This is a genomic window from Geodermatophilus sp. SMS 5-13 (assembly GCF_059428245.1).
On sequence record NZ_CP165729.1, the window covers coordinates 4,802,369 to 4,825,940 of the forward strand.

Genomic DNA, 23,572 nt, shown 5'->3' on the forward strand with positions numbered 1-23,572 from the left:
CTCCCTACACTGGCCGGGTGCCCTTGCCCCGCCTGAGCGGCCGTCTCCGGTCGACCTGGCGGCTGTTGCTGAAGGAGATCGGCGCCTTCGGGGTGGTGGGCGCGGTGGCCTTCGTCGTGGACGTCGGGCTGTTCCAGATCCTCTACGCGGAGGTCGGCGTCGGCGCGGTCACCGCGAAGGTCGCCTCGACGTTGGCCGGGATGACCGTGGCCTACCTCGGGCACCGGTTCTGGTCGTTCTCGCACCGCGAGCACGAGCGGCCGGGCCGGCAGAGCGTGGTGTTCGTCCTCATCAACTGCGCCACCCTCCTGCTGGGCGCGGGCATCGTCGCGCTGGTGCGCTACCCGCTGGGGCAGGAGAGCGTGCTGGTCATCCAGATCGCCAACATCGCGTCGATCGCGCTCGGCAGCGTGATCCGCTTTCTCGGCTACCGGCGGTGGGTGTTCACCGCGCCGAACGACGAGGACGCCACGGACGGCGCGCGCGTGGTGGCGTGAGCGGCGAGCCGGAGCTCTACTTCGAGGACCTCACTCCCGGCCGGGTGTTCGAGCTCGGCGAGGTTCGGGTCGACGCCGAGGAGATGGTCGAGTTCGCCCGGCGCTACGACCCGCAGTGGTACCACCTGGACGCCGAGCGGGCCGCCGACTCCTCCTGGGGCGGCCTGATCGCCAGCGGCTTCCTCACCGCCAGCCTCTGCATGCGCATGTACGTGGACGCCGTCCTGCACCGGGCCGCGGCCGACGCCTCCCCCGGCCTCGACGAGGTGCGGTGGCTGGCCGCGGTGCGGGCCGGCGACGTGCTGCGCGGACAGCTCACCATCGGGGACACCGGCCCGTCGTCCCGGTCGCCGGAGCTGGGAACGGTGGGGCTGCTGTTCGAGCTGACCCGCGACGGCACCCCGGTGCTGCGGATGCGCGCCCGCGGCTGGTTCCGGCGCAGAGCCCCGCTCACCGGCTGAGCCGGATCACCCGGCGAGGCGGGAGCCGTGCCGGCCGGGAACGACCTCCAGCCGGGTGGTGATGCGGGTCCGCAGCTCCTCGACGTGGCTGATGACGCCGACCGTCCGCCCGCCGCGGCGCAGGTCGTCGAGCACGTTCATGACCGCGTCGAGGGCCTGCGGGTCGAGCGTGCCGAACCCCTCGTCGACGAACAGGGTGTCGATGCGCACGCCGCCGCTCTCGGCGGTGACCACGTCGGCCAGGCCGAGGGCCAGCGCCAGGGAGGCCATGAAGCTCTCGCCGCCGGAGAGCGTCTTGGTCGGCCGCCGGGTGCCGGTGTACTCGTCGAAGACGTCCAGGCCCAGGCCGCCGCGGGCACCGTGCCGGCCCTGCGCGTCGCTGTGCAGGAAGGTGTAGCGGCCACCGGACATGTCCTGCAGCCGGCGGCTGGCCACCTCGGACACCTGCTCCAGCCGGGCGGCGAGCACGAAGGACTGCAGCCGCATCCTCAGCCGGTTGGACCCGCGGCCGCCCACGAGGTCGGCCAGGGCGGTGACCCGGTGGGCCTCGGTCCGCTGGTCGTCGAGCTGCACCTCGACCTCCATGAGGTCGCCGGCGAGCTCGTCGAGGCGGGCGGTCCGGCGGCGGGCGGCCTCCAGGTCGGCGACCGCGGCCTCGCGGGCCTCGGTCGCGTCGCGGCAGCGCCCGGTCAGGACGGCGAGGTCGGGACGCGGGCCGAGGTCGGCCAGCTCGGGCTCGGCGAGCGTGGCGGTGACGACGACGCGGGCGCGGTCGTGGTCCTCGACCAGCTGCGCGATCCGCGCGGCGCGGGCCGGGTCGAGCAGCGCAGCCGCGGCGGCGTCGGTGCCGGCGAACCCGGCCTCGGCGACGCGGGTCTCGGCGGCGGCCCGGGTCTCCTCCGCGGCGACGCGGGCGCGCAGCTCGGCCGCCTCCGCCTCGAGCAGCGCCTCGCACCGCTCCGCCTCGGCGGTGAGCCGGCGGCCGCGGGCCGGCAGGTCGGGGTCGTCCCCGCGGGCGGCCTCCAGCCGGTCGCGCAGCGCCGCCAGGGCCTCCTCCGCCGCCGCCAGCTCCGCGCGGCAGCGGCCGAGCTCCTCGCGGTCGGCGACCAGCGCCGCCGCGGCCTCCTCGCGACGGGCGGTGCGGGCGGCCAGCTCGGCGCGGGCACGGTCGAGGCCGGCCGCGAGCCCGGCGTCCTCCCGCAGCTGCGCCTCCGCCTCGGCGAGCGCGCGCTCCTGAGCATCGAGCGGGTCGTCGCCGGCCTGCCCGCGCAGCCGTGCGAGCTCGGCCTCCCGCTCGGCCACAGCGGTCCGCGCGGCGGTGTGCCGGGCCTCGGCGTCCTCGACCGAGGCGCGCGCGGCGTCCTCGTCCTCGCGGGTGACCAGCGGGCCGCCCGCGGTGGCCGGGGCCGGGTGCTCGGTGGCGCCGCAGACCGGGCAGCCGTCGCCGTCCCGGAGGCCGGCGGCCAGCTCGGCGGCCATGCCGTCGAGCCGCCGGGCGCGGAGGTCGTTCCACTGCTCGCGGGCGTCCAGCCAGAAGGTGCGAGCGGCATCGGCCGCGCGGCGGTCGGCCTCGACGGCGGCCGCGAGCGAGCCGGCGGCGCGGGCCGCGGCCACGGCGGCCCGGCGGCGCTCGACGGCGTCGGTGCGGCCGGGCAGCCGCGCGGCGGCCTCCGCCGCCGCGGCCACCCGCGCCTCCTGCTCGGCGATCCGGCCCGGCCAGGCGCCGGCGGCGGCCTCGCCCTCGGCGCAGCGGGCGGTCAGCCGCTCGACCAGCCGGGCGGTGCCGGCGACGTCCCGGGCGAGCCGGTCGGCCTCGGCCACCCGCGGCAGCAGGGCCCGGACCTCGGCGGCCTCGACCCACAGCGCGCGGGCCAGCAGCCCGTCGGCGGCGCGGCCGGCCGCGACCGCCGACCACGCCCGCTGCGCCGCGGCCAGCGACGTGCCAGCCGTCCCGGCGGCCTGCGCGGCCCGGGCCGCGGCCTCGAGCACGTCGCGCGCCGGCTCGGCCCGCCGGCCGGCCTCGAGCTCGGCCCGCAGCGGCGCCAGCGCGTCCTCCTCCGCCGCCAGCCGGGCCAGCTCCGCGCGGGCGCGGTCGCGCCGGAGGTGGCGTTCCTCCTCGGTCCGGGCGGCGGCGAGGGCGGTCTCGTGCCGGCCGGCCTCCGCCCCGGCCTCGGCCGCGAGGGACTCGGCCTCGGCCAGGCGGACGGCGGCCTCCCCGCGCACCCGGTGCACCCAGGCGCCCACCGCCGACCGCGGCGCGGCGCCGACCGCCTCGGGCGCCAGCTCCTCCGGCACCGGGACGTCGGCGGCCTGCGCCACCAGCGAGACCAGGGTCGCCGCCCGGTTCCGGATCCGCTCCAGCCGCTCCCGGGCGGCGGCGCGCTCGTCGGCCAGCCACTCCTCGGCGCGGGCGAACCGCCCCACGTCGAACAGGGTGCGCAGCAGGCGGCCGCGGTCCTCGGGCTCGGCGCGCAGGAACCGGGCGAAGTCGCCCTGCGGCAGCAGCACCACCTGGCAGAACTGCTCCGCGGACAGGCCCAGGCGGGTGCGCAGATGCTCCGAGCCCTCGTCGATGCGGGTGCTGACCGCCTCCCAGCCGCCGTCGACGGCCCGCTGCACGGTCAGCCGCGCCTGCTCCGTCGTCGTCCCGGTGCCGCGGCGCTTCGGGCGCTGCTGCTCGGGCCGCCGGACCACCCGCAGCCGCTCCCCGCCGAGGGTCAGCTCGAGCTCGACCTCGGTGCGCGTCTCCTCGTCGGCGTGGTCGCTGCGCAGCCGCTTCTCCTCGCCGCGGGCACCGGGCACGGTGCCGTAGAGCGCGAAGACGACCGCGTCGAGCAGCGTGGTCTTGCCGGCGCCGGTGGGACCCCAGAGCAGGAACAGCCCGTCGCGGCCCACGTCGTCGAGGTCGACGCTGACCCGGCCGGCGAACGGGCCGAAGGCCGAGAGGCTCAGGCGGTGCACCCTCACCGGGCGCCCTCCGCGGCGACCGCGGCGGTCAGCGCCCGGCCCAGCAGGTCCAGCTCACCCGGTGCCGCCACGGTGCCGCGCACGTGCGCGACGAACTCGCCGGTCACCTCCAGGTCGCTGCGCCCGCGCAGCCGCTCCTGGTAGCTGCGGCCGTCGGCGCCGGCCCCGGAGTCGATCCACTCCAGGTGCACGCAGTGCGGGAAGCGGGCCTGCAGCCGGCGCATCGGGTCGACCGGCCGTTCGGCGTCGGTCAGCCGGACGGAGACGAAGTGCTCCTCGACCGCGGCGAGGGCGGGATCGGCGAGCAGCTCGGCCAGCTCCCCGGTCAGCACGGTCAGCTCGCGCGGCGCGGGCAGCGGCACCGCCCGCACGTCGGCCAGCCCGCCGGCGTCGAGGTCGACCAGCCAGGCCTGCTTGGCCTGGCCGGCCTCGCCGAAGGAGTAGGCCAGCGGCGAGCCGCTGTAGCGCAGCCGCGGGGTGAGCGTCTGGGGGCGGTGCAGGTGCCCGAGCGCGACGTAGTCGACGCCGTCGAAGACCTCCGCCGGCACCAGGTCGACACCGCCGACGCAGATGTCGCGCTCGCTGTCGCTGGGCACCCCGCCCCCGACGAAGGCGTGCGCGAGGACGACGGAGCGGGCGCCCGGCCGCAGGAACAGGTCGGCCCGCACGCGCTCCATGGCCGCGGCGAGCACCGCCGCCGAGCCGCGCGCGTCCGGGACGCCGAGCTCGGCGCGGGCCACCTCGGGCTCGAGGTAGGGCAGGCCGTAGACCGCGACCTCGCCGTGCTCGTCGGCGAGCAGCACCGGCTCGTCGAGCGCGGCCACCGCCGTCCGCAGGTGCACGCCGGAGACGGCCATCAGCCCGGCGCCGAAGGCCAGCCGCCGGGCCGAGTCGTGGTTGCCGGGGGTGAGCACGACCCGCGCGCCCGCGGCCCGCAGCCGGGTCAGCACCCGGTCGAGGACGGCGGTGGCATCCGCCGACGGCACCGCCCGGTCGTAGACGTCGCCGGCCACGACGACCGCGTCGACGCCCTCGGCCCGCACCACCTCGGCGAGCCCGCCCAGCACCCGCTCCTGCTCGGCGAGCAGGTCGGTGCCGTGCAGCGACCGGCCGATGTGCCAGTCGGAGGTGTGCAGGAGGCGCATGGATCGGAAGTTAGGTCAGCCCACCGACAGTCGTTCCCGCCGCGCCGTGACGGATCGGTCCGCACCGCCCCGGCCGGAACACGGGACGCAGCCGCCCCAGCCGCACCCGGGCCGCGGGTCACCACCGGACCGGCGCAGTCCCGCCGTCGTCCTCACCGCGGATGTACCCGGCGTTCTCCCGGGCCCGGCGGTCGGCGTCCTCCTCGATCATGTGGTTCAGCAGCTGCTGCACGCCGTCGCTGTCGGGGATCGCCTTGAGCACGGTGGCGCCGTTGTCGCCGGCGGACTCGATGGTGAGGGTCCCGGAGTTGATCACCCGGTCCCAGAGGCTCTGCCGGTAGGAGACGTCGGTGATCCGCGACAGGCCGATGTCGCGGCCGTGCCGGGCCAGGATGCCCTGCCGGAACAGCAGGCGGTGCGTCGTGACCACGTAGTGCGTGGTGCGCCAGCGCAGCAGCGGCACGAGGACGAGGAACAGGGCCAGGACCACGGCCGCCGCGGCCACGACCAGGCGGACCAGCCCCTGGTTGCGGCCCTCCGGGATCACCGCCGCCCCGAACGAGGCGGCGCCGATGAGGACGAGCAGCCAGACGACCGGCCAGAAGATCGTCAGCCAGTGCGGATGCAGGTGGCGGACGACCTCTTCGTCGTCGGCGAGGACCTTGTCGGGGTACGGCACGGCGTCAGGATGACCGACTCCGCCCGCCAGGTCACGCACCGGCGCGGGCACCGACGGGCTCCGACGGGCTACGTGCCCGGCCGGACCAGGACGGTGAACGGTCCCACCTCGTCGGCCGCCCACCCGGCGACGGCGGACGGCTGCAGCACGACGTCGCGGAAGACCACGTTGGGCGCGGCCGGGAAGGCGTCCGTGCCGAGCCGCAGGTGCAGCCCGTCGGGCTGCCGGGTGACCACGAGGACCGAGGGCGGCGTCCACGGCGCCGCGTCGAGCACCCGCAGGAGCTCGGCGGGGTCGCGCACCCCGCCGAGGCCCTCGACGAAGCGCTCGCGTGCGGTGTAGTCCGCCAGGGGGTTCGCGTAGTGCGGCGTGATCTGCTGGAAGCCGCGGTAGGGCTCGAACGCCATCAGGGAGTAGTTGGTGCTGAGCACGACGAGCCGGTCGGGCGGGGTCGCGGTCCGCTCGTCGATGACCGCGGCGAGGTCGTCGACCCACCGCTCCTCCCGGCCGTCGAGGACCTCCCCGTAGGCGTTCGGCCCGCTCGGGTAGGGGTCGGTGTACGCCGCCTCGACCCGCTCGTCGACGTCCTCCAGGTTCGACTGGACGACCGCCACCCCCACGACGGTCGCGACGACGGCGGCCACCAGGACGGCGGCCGAGCGTCCGTCGCGCGTCTGCGCGGGCCAGCGCTCGAGTGCCAGGACCCCGCCCCGCCGCAGGGCGAGCACGCCGGCCGCGCCGAGGCACACCAGCAGGACGCTCTCCATGCGGAAGGCCAGCAGCGTCGTGCCGAAGGCCAGCGCCAGCGTCGACAGGGCGTACCAGGCGTAGGCCACCGCCACGAGCACGCCGAGCGGCACCACGGTGCGCCGGTCACGGGCGGTCCGGCTGACCACCTGCCACAGCGCGTGACCGAAGCCCGCGGCGAGCAGGAGACCCCACGGGTCCAGGGTCAGCATCGGCGCCGGGAACTCGGCGGAGGCGGCCGGGAGGAAGTGCGCCGCCATGTTGTCACCGGCGCCGTCGCGCAGGACGCCGAGCAGGTACGGCCCCCACACCGGGAGGGCCACCACCGCCGAGACGACGGCGACGACCGCGACTGCTGCTGCGGATCGCCCGAGCGCCGCGCGCCGCCGACCGGGCCCGGCCAGCCAGGCGCCCCAGCCCGCCAGCACGACCACCACGACCGCCGCGAAGCCCGCGTACAGCGTGTAGACGCTCAGCGCGGCGCCGACGAAGACGCCCACCCCGACGATCCGGGACCAGCGGCGCCGGCCGCCGGGCTCGACGCTGCGCCAGAACACGACCGCCACCGGCGCCAGCAGGACCGCCACCGCCCACGAGTAGGGCTCGGTGACCGGGCCGGTGATCCCCGCGGCGACGACGACCAGACCGATGGGGAGCGCGACCCGGGGCCCGACCAGCCGGCTCCACAGCCAGTAGGCCGCGACCGCCACCACCGCGAGCGTGAGCAACGACAGCGGCTTGTAGGCCTGCCAGGCAGGCAGGCCGAGCAGCGCGGCCGCCCGCCCGCCGAGCCAGAACCAGCCCGAGGGGTAGAAGGGTGGGAGGCCCTCGTAGTTCATGTCCGCCGGCGTCGCGCTGTCGGCGAGGCGGGTCAGGTACTGGGTGCGGAACTGCTGGTCGGCGGTCAGCCCGCCCAGGTAGTACAGGGTCCGGTGCAGCGGTAGCGCCACGGTCGCCGTGGCCAGTCCGGAGAGGACGGTCGCCGCGAGCAGGTCGCGCAGCCGGCGTGACAGCCGCGCGCGGACCACGGTCACGGCGGCGACCGCGAGGGCCGCGGCGCTGCCCCAGGCGAGCAGCGCCGGCGCGACGTTGGACCGCGCCGGGGCAGGCAGCCGGACGACGACGTACTGGACCGCGACGCTCACGACGACGGCGAGCGCGAGGAGGACGGCGCCGCGCAGCAGTTCATGCCCCGCGCCGCGGGGGGACTCCCCTGCGCTGCGCCGGACGGCGTGGAACCGGACGGTGTCGGCGGCGGCCCGGTGATCGGCACGGTGCCCTGGGTGCCGCGGCTGCACCGGCGAGGCGGCGCCGGTGGTCTCCAGGTGGGTGCTCACGTCCTGCACTCCCCGTGCAGCGGGCTGCACTCGTGATCGCTCCGGCCACCACGGGCCCCGTCCGTGCGGGGGCAGCGGCCACCCGCGATCCGACGGTAACCACACGGTCGGGTTCCATGGAGGAGTCAGCAGGGGCCGGCGCCCCCTCCATCACATGCGGCGCACGTGCCGCACGTCGCCGGAGGCGAGCTCGACGGTGCCGCCGTCGGTGGCGACCACCAGCCGGCCGTCCCAGTCGACGGCCTGCGCGACGCCCTCGAGCTCCGAGCCGTCGGGCATCGTCACGCTGACCGTCGTCCCCACCGTCGAGGACCAGGCCAGGTAGTCCCGCGCCAGACCGCTGGCGACCGGGTCACCGACGGCCTCGGTCCAGGCGCGGTAGCGCCGCTCGAAGGCGCGCAGGAACGCCAGCAGCAGCGGGCCGCGGTCGACGGCCGCGCCGGTGACCACCGACAGCGAGGTGCCGGGGTCGGGCAGCTCGCCGGCGTTCGTGTTGACGTTCAGCCCGGTGCCCACGACGACGGCGTCGCCGGCGGCCTCGGCGAGGATGCCGGCGAGCTTGCGGCCGTCGAGCGCGAGCAGGTCGTTGGGCCACTTCAGCGACGCGCGGACGCCGGTGACGTCGCCGACCGACTCCGCCAGGGCCACGCCGGTGAGCAGCGGCAGCCAGGCGCGGCGGGCGGCCGGGACGTCGGGCCGGACGAGCACCGAGACGGTGAGCCCGGCCCGCGGCGGGGAGGTCCAGGTGCGGTCGAGCCGGCCGCGGCCGGCCTCCTGGTACTCGGCGACGAGCACGGTGCCCTCCGGGGCGCCCTCCGCGGCGTGGGCCAGCAGCGCGGCGTTGGTCGAGCCGATCGTGTCGACCACCTCGAGGGAGCGCCACAGGCCCGTGTCGCGGGTCAGCGCCGCCGCGAGGGCCGGGCCGTCGAGCCCCGGGCGGTCCAGGTCCGACCAGCGGGAGGAAGTGGCGTCCGGCACGTCACCTACGCTACGGCCCCGAGAGCCTCGCGTGATCCGTGTCCAGGCGAGCGGGGCCGCAACGTCCCAGCGGAGCGAGGCAGGTAAGCGTGAGTGCGGCCGAACTGCAGGGCGCCGGGGAGCACGTCCCCGGCGACATCGACATCCACACCACCGCCGGCAAGCTCGCCGACTTCGAGCGGCGCGTGCAGGAGGCCACCCACGCCGGCTCCGAGCGGGCCGTGGAGAAGCAGCACGCCGCCGGGAAGATGACCGCCCGCGAGCGGATCGAGGCGCTGCTGGACCCGGGCTCGTTCACCGAGTTCGACGAGTTCGCCCGCCACCGCTCCACCAACTTCGGCATGGAGGACCGCCGGCCCTTCGGCGACGGCGTCGTCATCGGCTACGGCACGGTCGACGGCCGGCCGGTGGCGATCTTCTCGCAGGACGTCACCGTCTTCGGCGGCAGCCTCGGCGAGGTCTACGGCGAGAAGATCGTCAAGGTCCTCGACTTCGCCATGCGCAACGGCTGCCCGGTGATCGGCATCAACGAGGGCGGCGGGGCGCGGATCCAGGAGGGCGTGGTCTCCCTCGGCCTCTACGGCGAGATCTTCCGGCGCAACGTGCACGCCTCCGGCGTCATCCCGCAGATCTCGCTGATCATGGGCGCCGCCGCCGGCGGGCACGTCTACTCCCCCGCGCTCACCGACTTCACGGTCATGGTCGACAAGACCAGCCAGATGTTCATCACCGGCCCCGACGTGGTGAAGACGGTGACCGGCGAGGAGGTCACGCTCGAGGAGCTCGGCGGCGCCCGGACGCACAACACCAAGTCCGGCGTCGCGCACTACCTGGCCGAGGACGAGAACGACGCCCTCGACTACGTCAAGGCGCTGCTGTCCTACCTGCCGAGCAACAACCTCGACCCGCTGCCCGCCGTCGAGGTGGGCCCGGTCGACACCGTGCTGCCCGACGCGCTCACCGACGAGGACCTCGAGCTCGACACCTTCGTGCCCGACTCGGCCAACAGCCCCTACGACATGCACACCGTCATCGGCCACGTGCTCGACGACGGCGAGTTCCTCGAGGTGCAGCAGCTGTGGGCGCCGAACATCGTCGTCGGCTTCGGCCGGGTCGAGGGCCGCCCGGTCGGGGTGGTGGCCAACCAGCCGACCCAGTTCGCCGGCACGCTCGACATCGACGCCAGCGAGAAGGCCGCGCGGTTCGTGCGCACCTGCGACGCCTTCAACATCCCGGTCCTGACGTTCGTCGACGTCCCCGGTTTCCTCCCGGGCACCTCGCAGGAGTGGGAGGGGATCATCCGTCGCGGGGCCAAGCTCATCTACGCCTACGCGGAGGCGACCGTCCCGAAGATCACGGTCATCACCCGCAAGGCCTACGGCGGCGCCTACGACGTCATGGGGTCCAAGCACCTCGGCGCCGACCTCAACCTCGCCTGGCCGACGGCGCAGATCGCGGTGATGGGCGCGCAGGGCGCGGTCGGGATCCTCTACCGCAAGGAGCTCGCCGCGGCCGACGACCCGGAGACCCGCCGGGCCGAGCTGATCACCGAGTACGAGGACGCGCTGCTCTCGCCCTACATCGCGGCCGACCGCGGGTACGTGGACGCGGTGATCCCGCCGTCGCACACCCGCGTACAGGTCACCAAGGCGCTGCGGGTGCTGGCCAACAAGCGCCAGTCCCTGCCGCCGAAGAAGCACGGGAACATCCCGCTGTGAGCGAGCAGCCGCTGCTGCGGGTCCTCCGCGGCGAGCCGACGGCGGAGGAGCTCGCCGCGCTGACCGTCGTCGTCGCGGCGCTCTCGCAGCGGCGTGAGCGCCGGCGGGTCACCCCGGTCGGCGCCTGGGGATCCTTCGCCGACGGCCACCGCCGTCCGCTGCAGGCGGGCCCCGGCGGCTGGCGGGCGTCCGGGAGGTTGGCATGAGCGTGGATCGGCGTCTGGTCCTGGGCAGCGCGTCCCCGGCCCGGCTCAACCTGCTCCGGCAGGCGGGCCTGGCCCCCGATGTGGTGGTCAGCCGGCTCGACGAGTCCTCGGTGCAGGCGCCGCGGGTGGCCGAGCGGGTGGCCCTGCTGGCCGCCGCGAAGGCCAAGGCCGTCGCCGAGCAGGAGGACGACGCCCTGGTGATCGGCGCCGACTCGCTGCTGGAGTTCCGCGGGGAGGCGTTCGGCAAGCCGGCCGACCTGCACGAGGCGCGCGACCGCTGGCAGCGGATGGGCGGGCACAGCGGGGTCCTGCACACCGGCCAGGCGCTGCTCGACGTGCGGGAGGGCGCGGTGGTCAGCCGCGACGTCGCCGTCGTCTCGACCGTCGTCCACTTCGCGTCGATCACGCCGCAGGAGCTGGAGGCCTACCTCGCCACCGGGGAGCCGCTCGCCGTCGCGGGCGCGTTCACCCTCGACGGGCTCGGCGCGCCGTTCGTGCGGCGGGTGGACGGCGACCCGGCGGCCGTCGTCGGGCTGTCGCTGGCGACGCTGCGCACGCAACTGGCCAAGCGCGGGCTGGCGCTCACCGATCTCTGGCGGCGCTGACCCCCCGCCCGCCGTCCCGGGCGGCAGCCCGGCTGGTTACAGTCCGGAACGGTCGACTTTCCGAGGGAGAACACCGGTGCAGAAGGTCCTGATCGCCAACCGCGGCGAGATCGCGGTGCGCGTGGCCCGTGCGTGCAAGGACGCCGGGCTGACCAGCGTGGCGGTGTACGCCGAGCCCGACCGGGACGCGCTGCACGTGCGCGCGGCCGACGAGGCGTTCGCCCTCGGCGGGATGACGCCGGGCGACTCCTACCTGGTCATCGACAAGCTGATCGACGTCGCCAAGCAGTCCGGCGCCGACGCCGTCCACCCGGGCTACGGCTTCCTGTCCGAGAACGCCGACTTCGCCCAGGCCGTCCTCGACGCCGGGCTGACCTGGATCGGGCCCTCCCCGGACGCGATCATCGCCCTCGGCGACAAGGTGCAGGCCCGGCACATCGCCACCAAGGCGGGCGCGCCGCTCGTGCCGGGCACCAAGGACCCGGTCAAGGACGCCGACGAGGTGGTCGCCTTCGCCGAGGAGCACGGCCTGCCGGTGGCGATCAAGGCCGCGTTCGGCGGTGGCGGCCGCGGGCTGAAGGTGGCCCGCACCATCGAGGAGATCCCGGAGCTGTTCGACTCCGCGGTGCGCGAGGCCGTCTCCGCGTTCGGCCGCGGGGAGTGCTTCGTCGAGCGCTTCCTCGACAAGCCGCGGCACGTCGAGGCGCAGGTGCTGGCCGACACGCACGGCAACGTGGTCGTCGTCGGCACCCGCGACTGCTCCCTGCAGCGGCGCAACCAGAAGCTGGTCGAGGAGGCCCCCGCGCCGTTCCTCACCGACGAGCAGCGCGCGCGCATCCACGAGTCGGCCAAGGCGATCTGCAAAGAGGCCGGCTACCACGGCGCCGGCACCGTCGAGTACCTGGTCGGCACCGACGGCTCGATCTCCTTCCTCGAGGTCAACACCCGCCTGCAGGTCGAGCACCCGGTCAGCGAGGAGACCGCAGGCGTGGACCTGGTCCGCCAGCAGTTCCGCATCGCCGACGGCCTGCCGCTGGAGATCACCGAGGACCCGACGCCGCGCGGGCACGCCATCGAGTTCCGGATCAACGCCGAGGACGCCGGCCGCAACTTCCTGCCCGCCCCCGGCCCGGTGACCCGCCTGGAGATCCCGCAGGGCCCCGGCGTGCGCTGGGACTCCGGCGTCGAGCAGGGTGGCGAGGTCGCCGGCGCGTTCGACTCGATGCTGGCCAAGCTCATCGTCTACGGCGCCAGCCGCGAGGAGGCGCTGCAGCGCGCCCGCCGCGCCCTGGACGAGCTGGTCGTCGAGGGCATGCCCACGGTGATCCCGTTCCACCGCGCCGTCGTCCGCGACGAGGCGTTCACCAGCGAGCCGTTCACCGTGCACACCCGCTGGATCGAGACCGAGTGGGACAACCAGGTCGAGCCCTACGGCGCGGCCCCGGCCGAGCAGGAGGAGGCGGCGCCCCGGCAGACCGTCGTCGTCGAGGTCGGCGGGCGCCGGCTCGAGGTCTCGCTGCCCGCGGGCCTGGCGGCCGGCGGGGGCGGCGGGGCGGCGGGTGCACCGGCCAAGCCGCGCAAGCGCGGTTCCGGGCACGGCGGCTCGGGCGCGTCCGGTGACTCCCTCACCTCCCCGATGCAGGGCACGATCGTGAAGGTCGCGGTCGAGGACGGCGCCACGGTGAAGACCGGCGACCTGGTCGTCGTCCTCGAGGCGATGAAGATGGAGCAGCCGATCACCGCGCACAAGGACGGCACGGTGACCGGGCTGTCCGCCGAGGTGGGCGCGACCGTGACAAGCGGCGCCGTCCTCTGCACCATCGCCGACGCCGCGCAGGAGTGAACGACGGGGGCGGGGCCGCGGACCCTCCCCTTTCAGGTGAACCCACCGGACGGTCCCTTATGGAACGGGATCGTCCGGTCGACGTCGGATAGGTGCGCCTCTCCCCTCTCCCGGGCAACGCCCGTCGACGCCGCGGCCTGCTCGCCGCCACCGCTCTGGTCTGCGCCGCCGGACTGACCTGGAGCGCGGTCAGCGGCGCCACCACGGGCCCGGCCGCCGAGCCTGCCGCCGGTGGCGGATCGGCGCTCCCGACGGACCGGCCGTCCGTGGGCCCCGCGGTGCCCGTCGAGTCGACGACGTCGCCGTCGGAGCAGGTCCCCGCCCCGGCGGACCCGTGGCAGCCACCGGCGCCGACCGGCCTCACCGAGCCGGTCGAGGAGGTGCTCGCCGACGCCCCGGCCGCGGGGCCGGTGCGTCTCGTCACGCTCTCCGAGACCCCCGACGGGCGACCGGAGATCACCGTCACCGAGGCACCCGACCGGGCGCACGCCGCGGACGCCGTGACGGCCGCCCGGGCGGTCGAGGGCGCGCTCGCCGTCACCGTCGACCAGCAGCTCAGCGTCGCGAGCGAGGGCGAGGCGATCCCCGCCGACGAGCCCGCGCCGGCCGCCGCGGCCCCGGCGGAAGCCGCGGCAGCCGCCGCCGGAGCGCCGCTGAGCAACGACGCGTTCCGCACGCTGCAGTGGGGGCTGGACGCGCTGCAGGCGGAGACCGTCTGGCAGCAGCAGACCGGGACGGGGCAGACCGTCGCGGTCCTCGACACCGGCGTCGACGGCACGCACCCCGAACTGGCCGCTCACCTGCTCCCCGGCGCCGACATGGCCGACCGCACCAGCGGCTCCCAGGGGCTCGTCGACCCGCACGGGCACGGCACGCACGTCTCCGGCATCATCGCCGCGACGGCCGACAACCTCGACGGCATCGCTGGCTTGGCCCCCGGCGTCCAGATCCTGCCGGTGCGCGTCCTGGGCGCGGACGGCTCCGGCTGGACCTCCGACATCGCCGACGGCGTCCTCTGGGCCGCCGACCACGGCGCCGACGTCATCAGCATGTCGCTGGGCGGCCCGGCCGCCGACCCGGTGCTGGCCTCGGCGATCAGCTACGCGCAGACCAGGAACGTCCTCGTCGTCGCGGCCGCAGGCAACGAGCGCCAGGACGGCAACCCCACCTCCTACCCCGCCGCCTACCCCGGCGTCGTCGGCGTCGCCGCCACCGACGAGGACGACACCTCGGCGGTGTTCTCCAACACCGGCAGCTACGTCGACCTGGCCGCTCCCGGCGTGGACATCGTCTCCACCTACCCCGGGGGCGGGTACGTGTACATGTCCGGCACCAGCATGGCGACGCCGTACGCGTCCGCCGCCGCGGCGCTGGTGCGGGCCGAGGCCCCGTCCCTCACCGCCGACCAGGTGGCCGCGACCCTCACCGCCACCAGCCGCGACCTGGGCGCGGCCGGCCGCGACGACGAGTTCGGCGCCGGGCTGATCGACCCGCTCCTGGCCGTGACCACCGTGGCGGGACCGGCCACCGCGCCGAGCGCACCCGGCGCGGTCACCGCGCAGCGGGGCAATGCCGCCGCCACGGTCTCCTGGACCGCGGCCGCGGCCAACGGCAGCCCGATCACCCGGTACACCGTCACTGCCACGCCCGGCGGCCGGACCTGCACCACCACCGGCGCCACCACCTGCACCGTCACCGGCCTGACCAACGGCACCGCCTACACCTTCACGGTCACCGCCACGAACGCCGTCGGCACGGGCCCGGCATCGACGGCGAGCGCCGCCCTCACCCCGGCCGCTGCACCGGGCGCGCCCGGCTCGGTCACCGTCCAGCGCGGCGACGCGGCTGCCACGGTGTCCTGGACCGCGCCCGCCGCCAACGGCAGCCCGATCACCCGGTACACCGTCACTGCCACGCCAGGCGGGCGCACCTGCACCACCACCGGCGCCACCACCTGCACCGTCACCGGCCTGACCAACGGCACCGCCTACACCTTCACGGTCACCGCCACGAACGCCGTCGGCACGGGCCCGGCATCGACGGCGAGCGCCGCCCTCACCCCGGCCGCTGCACCGGGCGCGCCCGGCTCGGTCACCGCGCAGCCGGGCGACGCCGCCGCCACGGTCGGCTGGACGGCGGCGCCGGCCAACGGCAGCGCCATCACCCGGTACACCGTCACCGCCTCCCCAGGCGGGCGCACCTGCACCACCACCGGCGCCACCACCTGCACCGTCACCGGGCTGACCAACGGCACCGCCCACACCTTCACGGTCACCGCGACCAACGCCCTCGGCACCGGCCCGGCCGGCGCACCCAGCGCGGCCGTCACGCCGGTGGCACCCGGGACGCCGCGGACCTTCACCTCGCCCACCACGGGGACCCACACGGTCGGGGGCGCCATCCTGAAGGAGTACCTGCGGCTGGGCGGACCGACGGGGCCGCTGGGCTACCCGCTGACCGACGAGCGCGCCACGCCGAACGGGCAGGCCCGGTACAACCACTTCCAGGGCGGCTCGATCTACTGGTCCGCGTCGACCGGGGCCCGTCAGATCGGCGGCGCCATCCTCCGCAGCTGGAGCGGTCTGGGCTGGGAGCGGAGCTTCCTGGGCCTGCCGACGACGAGCGAGTCGGCCACGGCCGATGGCCGGGGTCGCTACAACCACTTCCAGGGTGGCTCGGTCTACTGGTCGGCCGCCACGGGGGCGCACAGCATCGGCGGCGCCATCCGCAGCCGCTGGGCGAGCCTCGGGTGGGAGAGGTCCCGCCTCGGCTTCCCGACCAGCGACGAGTACGCCGTCCCCGGCGGACGCGCGCAGAACTTCCAGTTCGGCACGATCACCTGGACGCCGCGAGGCGGTGCGGTCGTGCGGTACCGCTAGGAGGACCGACGGGGGCTCAGGAGCCGTGCACCGCGCCCTCGGCGGCCACGTAGGTGAGCGTGCCGCCCTGGAACCGCTGCACGGTGTCGGCGCCGACGGTCCGCGGCTCCTCGAGCGGGTAGCCGTAGCCGCTCCACTCCATGCCGGCGCCCTGCCACTCGGTGAGGATGGCGCCGGTCATCGTGTGCGCGCCGGTGGCGGGTGACCAGACCACGGCGCCGCGCTCGAAGTACTGGGCGCACCCGCCGTTGCGCTGGCCGCACTCCTCGTCCCCGGTCGGGTAGCCGAGGTCCCCGGCCGCACCACCGGACGCCGTCCACCGGGTCCGGATGCTGCCGCGGACGGAGTGGACCGGCGCGATGGTGCTGCCGGCCAGCGTCCCGCCCTGGAAGTCCTGCGCGCACCCGCCGTCGGGCAGCCCGCAGACCGCGTCCGCCACCGGGTAGCCGAGGCTGCCGCGCTCCCAGCCCATGGCCCCCCACTGGTCCCGCACGGCCCCGCTGACGATCCGCGCGCCGGTCGTGGGCGACCAGTACACGGCGCCGCCCTGGAACGGCTGGTAGCAGCCACGCTTCACCAGCCCGCAGCGCTCGTCACCCACCGGGTAGCCCAGGTCGCCGGCCGCGCCACCCGCCGCCAGCCACTTCGTGCGGATGGCGCCGCGGACCACCTGCACCGCCGTCGAGGTGCTCCCGACCAGCGTGCCGCCCTGGAAGTCCTGCAGGCAGCCGCTGTCGGGCAGCCCGCAGACGACGTCGGCCGTCGGGTAGCGCAGCGCGCCGCGCTCCCAGCTCAGCGTTGCCCACCGGTCGCGGACGGCGCCGTCGGCGATCCGTGCCCCGGTGGCCGGCGACCAGTACACCGAGCCGCTCTGGAACTGCTGGTAGCAGCCGCGGTCGACCAGCCCGCAGCGCTCGTCGGTCAGCGGGAAGCCGAGGCTCCCGGCCGCGCCGCCCACGGCCAGCCACTTCGCGCGGATGGCCCCGCGCAACGGGCGCACCGCCGTCGACGTGCTCCCGACCAGCGTGCCGCCCTGGAAGTCCTGGGCGCACCCGCCGTCGGGCAGCCCGCACACGACGTCGGCCATCGGGTAGCGGAGCTCGCCGCGCTCCCAGCTCAGCGTTCCCCACCGGTCGCGGACGGCGCCGCTGACGATCCGCGCCCCGGTGGCCGGCGACCAGTACACCGAGCCGCTCTGGAACTGCTGGTAGCAGCCGCGGTCCACCAGCCCGCAGCGCTCGTCGGTCAGCGGGAAGCCGAGGCTCCCGCTCGCGCCCCCCGCGGCGAGCCACACGGTCCGGATGCTGCCCCGGATGAAGCGCACCGGCCGGGTGGGGCCGCCGACCAGCGTGCCGCCCTGGAAGTCCTGGGCACACCCGCCGTCGGGCAGCCCGCACACCGCCTCGGCCACGGGGTAGCCCATCGCGCCGCGCTCCCAGCCGAGCGTGCCCCAGCGGTCGCGGACGGGACCGGTCACCGTGACGGCCGGCGTGGCCGGTGACCAGTAGATCGACCCGTGGGCGAAGGTCCGGTAGCAGCCGCCCGAGCGCAGGCCGCAGGTCAGGGGGCGGGTCGGGGAGCCCAGCGGCCCGCCCGGCCCGCCGGTCGCGGCGTACGTGACGCCGGCCGGGGTCGCACCGGGGCTGATCTGCACGACCGCGCCGCCCGGGGTGACGCTCAGGACGGTGACCGTGAAGTCGCCCTGCCCGACCGCCACGGCGCGGCCGGGCAGGAACACCGCCTGCGTGTCGTACGGCCAGGCGATGGCCCTCGACGGCGAGCCGTCGAGGAGCAGGGACGAGTCCGCGGCGTAGGGGGCGAGGTTCGACCGGCGCAGCGTCACGCCCTCCTGGAGGCCGGGCAGGTTGGTGTGCCAGTCGCCGAGCCAGGCGTCCTGCCCGGAGGCCGCCCGGTACTCCAGCCAGTACCGCGTGCCGTAGGGGTCGGTGAGCTGCAGCGCTCGGGTCCCCGTGGCCGCGGAGACCGGCGCCAGGGTGTAGGTCGCGGTCGGCGCCCAGGTGTTCGCCGCCACCTTCTCGCCGGCCGGGAGCAGGCCGAGGCGGTCGGCCTGCGCGACGTTGAGCGAGCCGATGGGGCCCCACGAGAAGCCCATGACGTCGTAGAGGTCGTTGTACGCCGTCGTGTACCGGCCGGCCGGGCACGAGGCCTCTTCGACGACGCCGTCGCACTGCAGCTCGGAGGAGTGGCCGAGCCCGAAGTTGTGGCCGAGCTCGTGCGCGATGACCGAGGTCTCGGTGTCCGTCACGTAGAAGCGCCCGCCGGCCCGGAGCCCGGAGCCGACCTCGCCGAGCCCGTAGGCGCAGCCGGCGGCGTTCCGCGGCAGGTACAGCATCAGGTGCTTGCCCGTCGCGCGCGTCCAGCCGATGTCCCGGCTGGCGGCCACCTCGTTCCACAGGGCGGTCGGGTCGCTGCAGTCGTGGGCGGCGGTGCGCCAGGGGTGGGTGGTGCCGACTCCGATGCGGATGGCGCCGTCGCTCTCCTGCGACCAGAAGTCGGCCACCGGGCCCGCCACGGCGGCCGCGATCGCTGCGGGGTCCGTGCCGTCGGACCGGGTCCCCCGGGGCGCGACCGGGACGATGGTGATCTCGTCGGTGACCGCGGGGTCGGCGGGCGCGACGGGCGGCTGCTCGGGCGACGGGTCGACCACGGTGGCCGCGAGGACCGCCCGCGCCGGATCCAGCTCGTCCCGGTCGGCCGCCTCGTCGACGACCGTGCGGCCGAGCGTGACCTCGACGGTCGCGCCGACCGGGACGTCCGCCGCCTCCGCGAGGTCGTCGGTCGGGACGCGGATCGACTCGCCGTCCTCGGTCTCGATCCAGCTCAGCGGGCCCTCGTCGCCGCGGGCGGCGGCCTCGGCGGGGTGCTCGTACTCCGGCCAGGCCTGCACGAGGACACCGGTCACGGTCTCGCCCCTCGCCGGTCCCTGCGCGTGCGCGGTGCCCGGGGCGGCGACGGCGGCCCCGGCCACGACCGCCGCGGCGGTCAGGACGACGACGGCACGCGCGGGGCGCACGTAGTGCACGGCAGCTCCTCGGGAACGGGGGTCGTCGTAGTCATCGGCACGCCCGGACCGCCGGTGCACCGCCGAACAGGTCGGACGACGGTCAGCGACGGCGGCGGAGCAGGGCGGAGCGGCGGCGCAGCCCCAGCCCGGCCGCCGCCACGAGCAGCGCGCCGGCCGCGACCGCGGCCCAGAGGGCCAGCGGCGCCGGCGCCGTGCCGGCGGCGCTGCTGTCGGCCGCCTCGGCCAGCCTGCCGTCGACGGTCGAGGCCGCGGTGGTCCCAGGGGCGGGACCCGCCGCCCCGCGGGCGGGGGTTCCAGCGCCCGGGGTGGGGCTCTCGGCGGTCGCCGGCGCGGTGGGGGTCGCAGCGGTGGCCGGCGTCTTCTCGGCGCCGCCGTCCGGCGTCTCGCCGGGCAGGACGGCGCCGGCCGGTGCGGGCGCGGCAGGGGCAGGGGCGGCGCCGGCGGCGACGGCGCCGGGCGCGGCCACGACGGCGACGGTCGCGCCTCCGGCGGTCACGGCCTGCACGGTCACGGTGAACGCGCCGCCGCCGACGGCGACGGGGACGCCGACGGGGAGGGCGGCCTGCAGGTCGCCGTCCCACCCGTCGGCCGGCCCCGGGGTCCCGTCGAGCAGGAGCGACGTGTCGGGGAACCCGCCGGCGCGGTGCAGCAGCACGCCGGTGTCGAGCCGGAAGCGGTTGTCGCCCGTGCCGAGCCACGAGTCCTGGCCGACCGGCGCCCGGTCCTCCAGCCAGTAGACGGCGCCGTCGGCCGCGGTCAGCCGGATCGCCCGCGTCCCGGCCGGGCCGGCCAGCGGCGCGAGGTCGTAGGAGCCGGCCGGCGCGCCGGGCGCGAGGTCGAGCCGCGCGGCGGCCGGCAGGACGCCGAGGCGGTCGGCCTGCACGGCGGACAGCGCGCCGAGCGCGCTCCACGAGGCGCCCATGACGTCGTAGTAGTCGCGGTAGCCCTGGGTGCGGCAGGTGCCGGCCTCCACCGCCCCGTCGCACTGCAGCCCGGAGGAGTGCCCGAGGCCGAAGTTGTGGCCGAGCTCGTGGGCGATGACCGAGGGCAGCGCGTCGCGGACGTAGAGCCGCCCGCCCGAGGACACGCCCGTGCCGACCTCGCCGAGGGCGTAGGAGCAGCCGGGCAGCGCGGCCGGCCGGCTGCTCAGGTAGACGACGAGGTGCCGGCCGGGGCCCGGGACGAAGTTCACCCGCCGGGCGACCTCGTCCCACAGCGCGTTGGGGTCCGTGCAACCGGCGCGGGTGGTCAGCCAGTCGTGCGTATCGGTCACGCCGAGCCGGACGGCGCCGCCGGTCTGCGCCGACCAGAACTGCGCGACCGGCCCGTCCACCGCGGCCACGACCTGGCCGAGCGTGGTGGCGTCCCGCTCGCCGCCGGCCGGCACGACCATCGCCACGGTGACCTGGTTGGTCAGCCCGGCGGCAGCCGGGGCACCGGGGGCGGCCGGGGCGTCGAGGACGTCGGCATCGCGCACCTCGACCGCCGGTGCGTACCCGTCCTCGGCGGCGTCGTCCGGGAGGCGGCCGCCGACGTCCACCGACACCGTGGCGCCGGCGGGGACGTCGGCCAGCGCCTCGGTCGGCACGCGGACCGACTCGCCCTCCGCCGTCCGGACCCAGCTCAGCGGGGCGTCACTGCCGTGCTCGGGCTCCGCCTGCTCCGGATAGGCCTGCACCAGCTCGCCGACGACGGTGGTACCGCTCGGCTCGTCCGCAGCGGCGCTCGCCGCGGGCAGCAGCACGCCGGCGCAGACCGCGAGGGCGGTCGCCAGGCGGCCGGCGAGACGGCACGGGGAGGAAGGCATCCCCTTCCCCATCGGCGGCCTCGGCAGCCGTCGGCACCGGATCAAGCCGAATCGGGGAACGATCCGTCACGCCCGCCCCAGCAGCCGCTACCGCCCCCGACGGATCACGCGGTTCGATACACCCGCCCGAACCGGTCGGTGTGGAGCAGCCCTCCTTGGAACCGCTGGGCCTGTCCGCCCGCGGCCGGGTAGGGCTCCGTCACCGGATAGCCCAGGGACCCGCGCTCGTAGCCCTGCGCCGCCCAGGCGTCGCGGATCCCGCCCGGGAGCACGACGTGCGCTCCGGAGGCCGGGGACCAGTGGATCGTCCCGCTCTGGAAGCTCTGGTAGCAGCCACCGCGCACCAGACCGCACCGCTCCGCCGAGGTGGGATAGCCGAGGGAGCCGCCCTCCCAATGGACGGTGCCCCACGCGTTCCGGATCGCCCCGCCGACCGGCTGCGCGCCGCTTCCCGGTGACCAGTAGACGGAGCCCCGCTCGAAGGTCTGGAAGCAGCCGCCGCGGACCAGGCCACACCGCTCGTCCGACGTCGGATAGCCCAGGGAGCCGTTCTCCCAGCCCGCGGCGGCGTAGCGGTTTCCGATCGCTCCCCCCACCAGGTGGACGCCGTGGGAGGTGTCGCTGACGTACAGCGACCCGGCCTCGAACTTCTGGAAGCACCCGTTGCCGCGCAGGCCGCAGATCGTGTCGGTCACCGGGTAGCCCATCCGCCCGCGCTCCCAGGAGCGCGCGGCCCAGGCGGGGAAGAACTCCGCGTCGACGATGCGCGCCCCGGTCGCCGGCGACCAGTAGATGCTCCCGTGCTCGAACCGCTGGAAGCAGCCGCCGCGGACCAGCCCGCAGCGCTCGTCGCCGGCCGGGTAGCCCAGCGGACCACCCACTCCACCGGAGCGGTCCCACCGCTGCCCGATGGCGCCGCGAACCGTCCAGACCTCAGCCGAGGGGTCGTGCACCAGGGTGCCCCGCTCGAAGCGCTGCAGGAGGCCGCCGGTCGGGATGTAGACCTCATCGCCGGTCGGGTATCCGAGGGGACCGTTCTCGGCGCCCTGCGCGATCCACCGGCGAGTGAGGGCGGAGTCGGGGACCACGTGTCCCCCGCTGGCGGGTGACCAGTAGACCCAGCCGCCGACGTACTCCCGGGAGCAGCCGCCGTTCCGCAGCCCGCACACCATGTCCGCGACCGGCCAGCCGGGGCCGCCGTCGGATCCACCCGACTCGCGGTACGCCACGTGCACCGGATGGGCGTAGCCGGACGGCGTGATCGACACGTCCGCCCCCGTGGGGGTCACGCTCGTCAGCTCCACCGTGAATTCCCCGTCCGCGACGGGCACCGGCGTGCCCAGGGGCAGCGCCACCTCGAGGTCGCTCGCCCACCCGGCCTGCGGTGAGGGCGTGGCGTCGAGCAGCAGCGAACCGTCCTCGTCATCGACACGTGGGTCGAGCCCGAGCCGGAGCAGCACGCCCTCCTCCAGGGCCGCCGTGTTGCCGGCCGTCCCGAGCCAGGCGTCCTGACCGGATGCCGCGCGGTACTCCAGCCAGAAGTGCTGGTCGTCGCGGTCGACCAGTTCGATCGCCCGCAGGCCCGTCCGCCCGCCCGTCGGCAGCAGCCGATGGCTGTCCTCGGGGTCGTAGGTCTCGATGGTCCGTCGCTGCGCCTCGGGCAGCGCGTGGTGCATGACGGCCTGGGCCGGATTCAGGCTCCCCATCTGCTCCCACGGCTCGCCCATGGCGTCGTAGAGATCGCCCGACTCGGTGATCACGCAGTCGCCGGTGTCGACGGCCCCGTCGCACTGCAGCAGGGAGGAGGGCCGGAAACCCACGTTGAGCCCGAGCTGGTGAGCGATCAGGGACGGCAGGGCGTGCCGCACCATCACCCGGCCCCCGGAGGACTCGGAACTTCCCAGGTCCCCCACCCCGTAGGGACACTCGGTCGCCGTCGAGGGGACGTAGACGAGCAGGTGCTTCTTCTCGCCGTAGCTCCAGTGGATCGCGTCCATCGCGTCCATCGCCAGATAGCCGGTGCTCTCGCAGCCGTAGGGCGAGCTCATCCAGTCGCCGGTCTGGCCCACCTGGATCTCGACCCGGCCCCCGGTCTGCTCGGCCCAGTAGTCGTGGACGGGCCCGTTCACCATGTCCACGAGCTGCTGCAGCGTGGTGCCGTCGCGCGTCGTCCCCCGGGGCTGGACGAGAACGATGCTGACCTCGGTGGGCCGGACGGGCGGCGTGGTCGCGGCCGGCCGCGGTTCCGGCGCCGCACTGACCGTGGTCGCGGCCAGGACGCGGTGCTCGGGCTCGGGATCGCCGCTGTCGCCCACCCGGTCGCCCACGGTCACCCGTACCGTCGCCCCGACCTCGAGGTCCTCGGGCACCTCCTCGGTGGCGAGACGCACGGGTGCGCCGCCGTCCGGCTCGACCCACGTGAGCAGCTCGTCGGACGCACCCTCGGCGTCGTCCTCGGCGATCGCCTGGGTCAGCCGGCCGATGACGACGTCGCCGGCGGCCGGGATGTCCTCGGCGAACGCGGCCGTGGGGACGGCGAGCAGCGGTATGGCCACCGCCGCGGCGACGGTGAGCGACCGCAGCCGCGGCCGTCGGAGGAGACGCACAGGGAACTCCCAGGAGAGGTGACGCTCCCCCTATCGGCGCTCTCCTGCCGA

The 23,572-nt window shown here is 75.9% G+C and carries 15 protein-coding genes; 7 read left to right on the plus strand and 8 right to left on the minus strand.

What is annotated here, in order from left to right; all coding sequences use genetic code 11:
• The first annotated feature begins 17 nt into the window (after window positions 1–17).
• Together AB3388_RS23210 and AB3388_RS23215 are read left to right on the plus strand one after the other, a co-directional pair.
• Complete coding sequence (locus AB3388_RS23210) at window positions 18–497, plus strand: GtrA family protein (RefSeq protein WP_495407677.1); 480 nt, start codon at window positions 18–20, stop codon at window positions 495–497.
• Window positions 494–958, plus strand: coding sequence for a MaoC/PaaZ C-terminal domain-containing protein (locus AB3388_RS23215; RefSeq protein WP_495407678.1), 465 nt, complete (start codon window positions 494–496; stop codon window positions 956–958). Before AB3388_RS23210 ends, AB3388_RS23215 begins: the two co-directional genes overlap by 4 nt.
• Before the next feature lie 6 nt (window positions 959–964).
• Here the strand turns inward: AB3388_RS23215 and AB3388_RS23220 are convergent, their stop codons facing one another.
• From AB3388_RS23220 to AB3388_RS23240, 5 genes are all read right to left on the minus strand, one after another.
• On the minus strand, window positions 965–3,925 hold the full coding sequence (locus AB3388_RS23220) for an AAA family ATPase (RefSeq protein WP_495407679.1): 2,961 nt from the start codon (window positions 3,923–3,925) through the stop codon (window positions 965–967).
• Window positions 3,922–5,070: an exonuclease SbcCD subunit D gene (locus AB3388_RS23225; RefSeq protein ID WP_495407680.1), complete on the minus strand. Its 1,149-nt coding sequence runs from the start codon at window positions 5,068–5,070 to the stop codon at window positions 3,922–3,924. Before AB3388_RS23225 ends, AB3388_RS23220 begins: the two co-directional genes overlap by 4 nt.
• A 118-nt stretch (window positions 5,071–5,188) precedes the next feature.
• The gene (locus tag AB3388_RS23230; RefSeq protein ID WP_495407681.1) at window positions 5,189–5,749 is read right to left on the minus strand and encodes a PH domain-containing protein; all 561 of its coding nucleotides are present in this window, start codon (window positions 5,747–5,749) and stop codon (window positions 5,189–5,191) included.
• 68 nt (window positions 5,750–5,817) lie between these two features.
• Window positions 5,818–7,833 (minus strand): arabinofuranosyltransferase, encoded by a 2,016-nt coding sequence (locus AB3388_RS23235; protein WP_495407682.1) that lies wholly within the window; start codon window positions 7,831–7,833, stop codon window positions 5,818–5,820.
• A gap of 150 nt (window positions 7,834–7,983) precedes the next feature.
• On the minus strand, window positions 7,984–8,811 hold the full coding sequence (locus AB3388_RS23240) for a biotin--[acetyl-CoA-carboxylase] ligase (protein WP_495407684.1): 828 nt from the start codon (window positions 8,809–8,811) through the stop codon (window positions 7,984–7,986).
• 89 nt (window positions 8,812–8,900) lie between these two features.
• Between AB3388_RS23240 and AB3388_RS23245 the strand changes: the two genes are divergently transcribed.
• The 5 genes from AB3388_RS23245 (at window position 8,901) to AB3388_RS23265 (ending at window position 16,062) form a co-directional block, all read left to right on the plus strand.
• Window positions 8,901–10,529, plus strand: coding sequence for an acyl-CoA carboxylase subunit beta (locus AB3388_RS23245; RefSeq protein ID WP_495407685.1), 1,629 nt, complete (start codon window positions 8,901–8,903; stop codon window positions 10,527–10,529).
• A complete protein-coding gene (locus AB3388_RS23250; protein WP_495407686.1) occupies window positions 10,526–10,735 on the plus strand; it encodes an acyl-CoA carboxylase subunit epsilon in 210 nt (69 codons plus the stop codon). Before AB3388_RS23245 ends, AB3388_RS23250 begins: the two co-directional genes overlap by 4 nt.
• Complete coding sequence (locus AB3388_RS23255; protein ID WP_495407687.1) at window positions 10,732–11,340, plus strand: Maf family protein; 609 nt, start codon at window positions 10,732–10,734, stop codon at window positions 11,338–11,340. The genes AB3388_RS23250 and AB3388_RS23255 overlap by 4 nt, the downstream gene beginning before the upstream one ends.
• 76 nt (window positions 11,341–11,416) lie before the next feature.
• The gene (locus AB3388_RS23260; RefSeq protein ID WP_495407688.1) at window positions 11,417–13,183 is read left to right on the plus strand and encodes an acetyl/propionyl/methylcrotonyl-CoA carboxylase subunit alpha; all 1,767 of its coding nucleotides are present in this window, start codon (window positions 11,417–11,419) and stop codon (window positions 13,181–13,183) included.
• 92 nt (window positions 13,184–13,275) lie between these two features.
• Complete coding sequence (locus tag AB3388_RS23265; protein ID WP_495407689.1) at window positions 13,276–16,062, plus strand: S8 family serine peptidase; 2,787 nt, start codon at window positions 13,276–13,278, stop codon at window positions 16,060–16,062.
• Window positions 16,063–16,078: 16 nt separating this feature from the next.
• Here the strand turns inward: AB3388_RS23265 and AB3388_RS23270 are convergent, their stop codons facing one another.
• The 3 genes from AB3388_RS23270 to AB3388_RS23280 all read right to left on the minus strand — a co-directional run bounded on the left by AB3388_RS23270 (window position 16,079) and on the right by AB3388_RS23280 (window position 23,521).
• Window positions 16,079–19,105 carry a M12 family metallo-peptidase gene (locus AB3388_RS23270; protein ID WP_495407690.1) on the minus strand — a complete coding sequence of 1,009 codons (3,027 nt, stop codon included), beginning with the start codon at window positions 19,103–19,105 and terminating at the stop codon, window positions 16,079–16,081.
• Between the two features lie 82 nt (window positions 19,106–19,187).
• A complete protein-coding gene (locus AB3388_RS23275; protein ID WP_495407691.1) occupies window positions 19,188–20,915 on the minus strand; it encodes a zinc metalloprotease in 1,728 nt (575 codons plus the stop codon).
• A gap of 104 nt (window positions 20,916–21,019) precedes the next feature.
• Window positions 21,020–23,521 (minus strand): LGFP repeat-containing protein, encoded by a 2,502-nt coding sequence (locus AB3388_RS23280; protein WP_495407692.1) that lies wholly within the window; start codon window positions 23,519–23,521, stop codon window positions 21,020–21,022.
• Window positions 23,522–23,572: the final 51 nt, after the last annotated feature.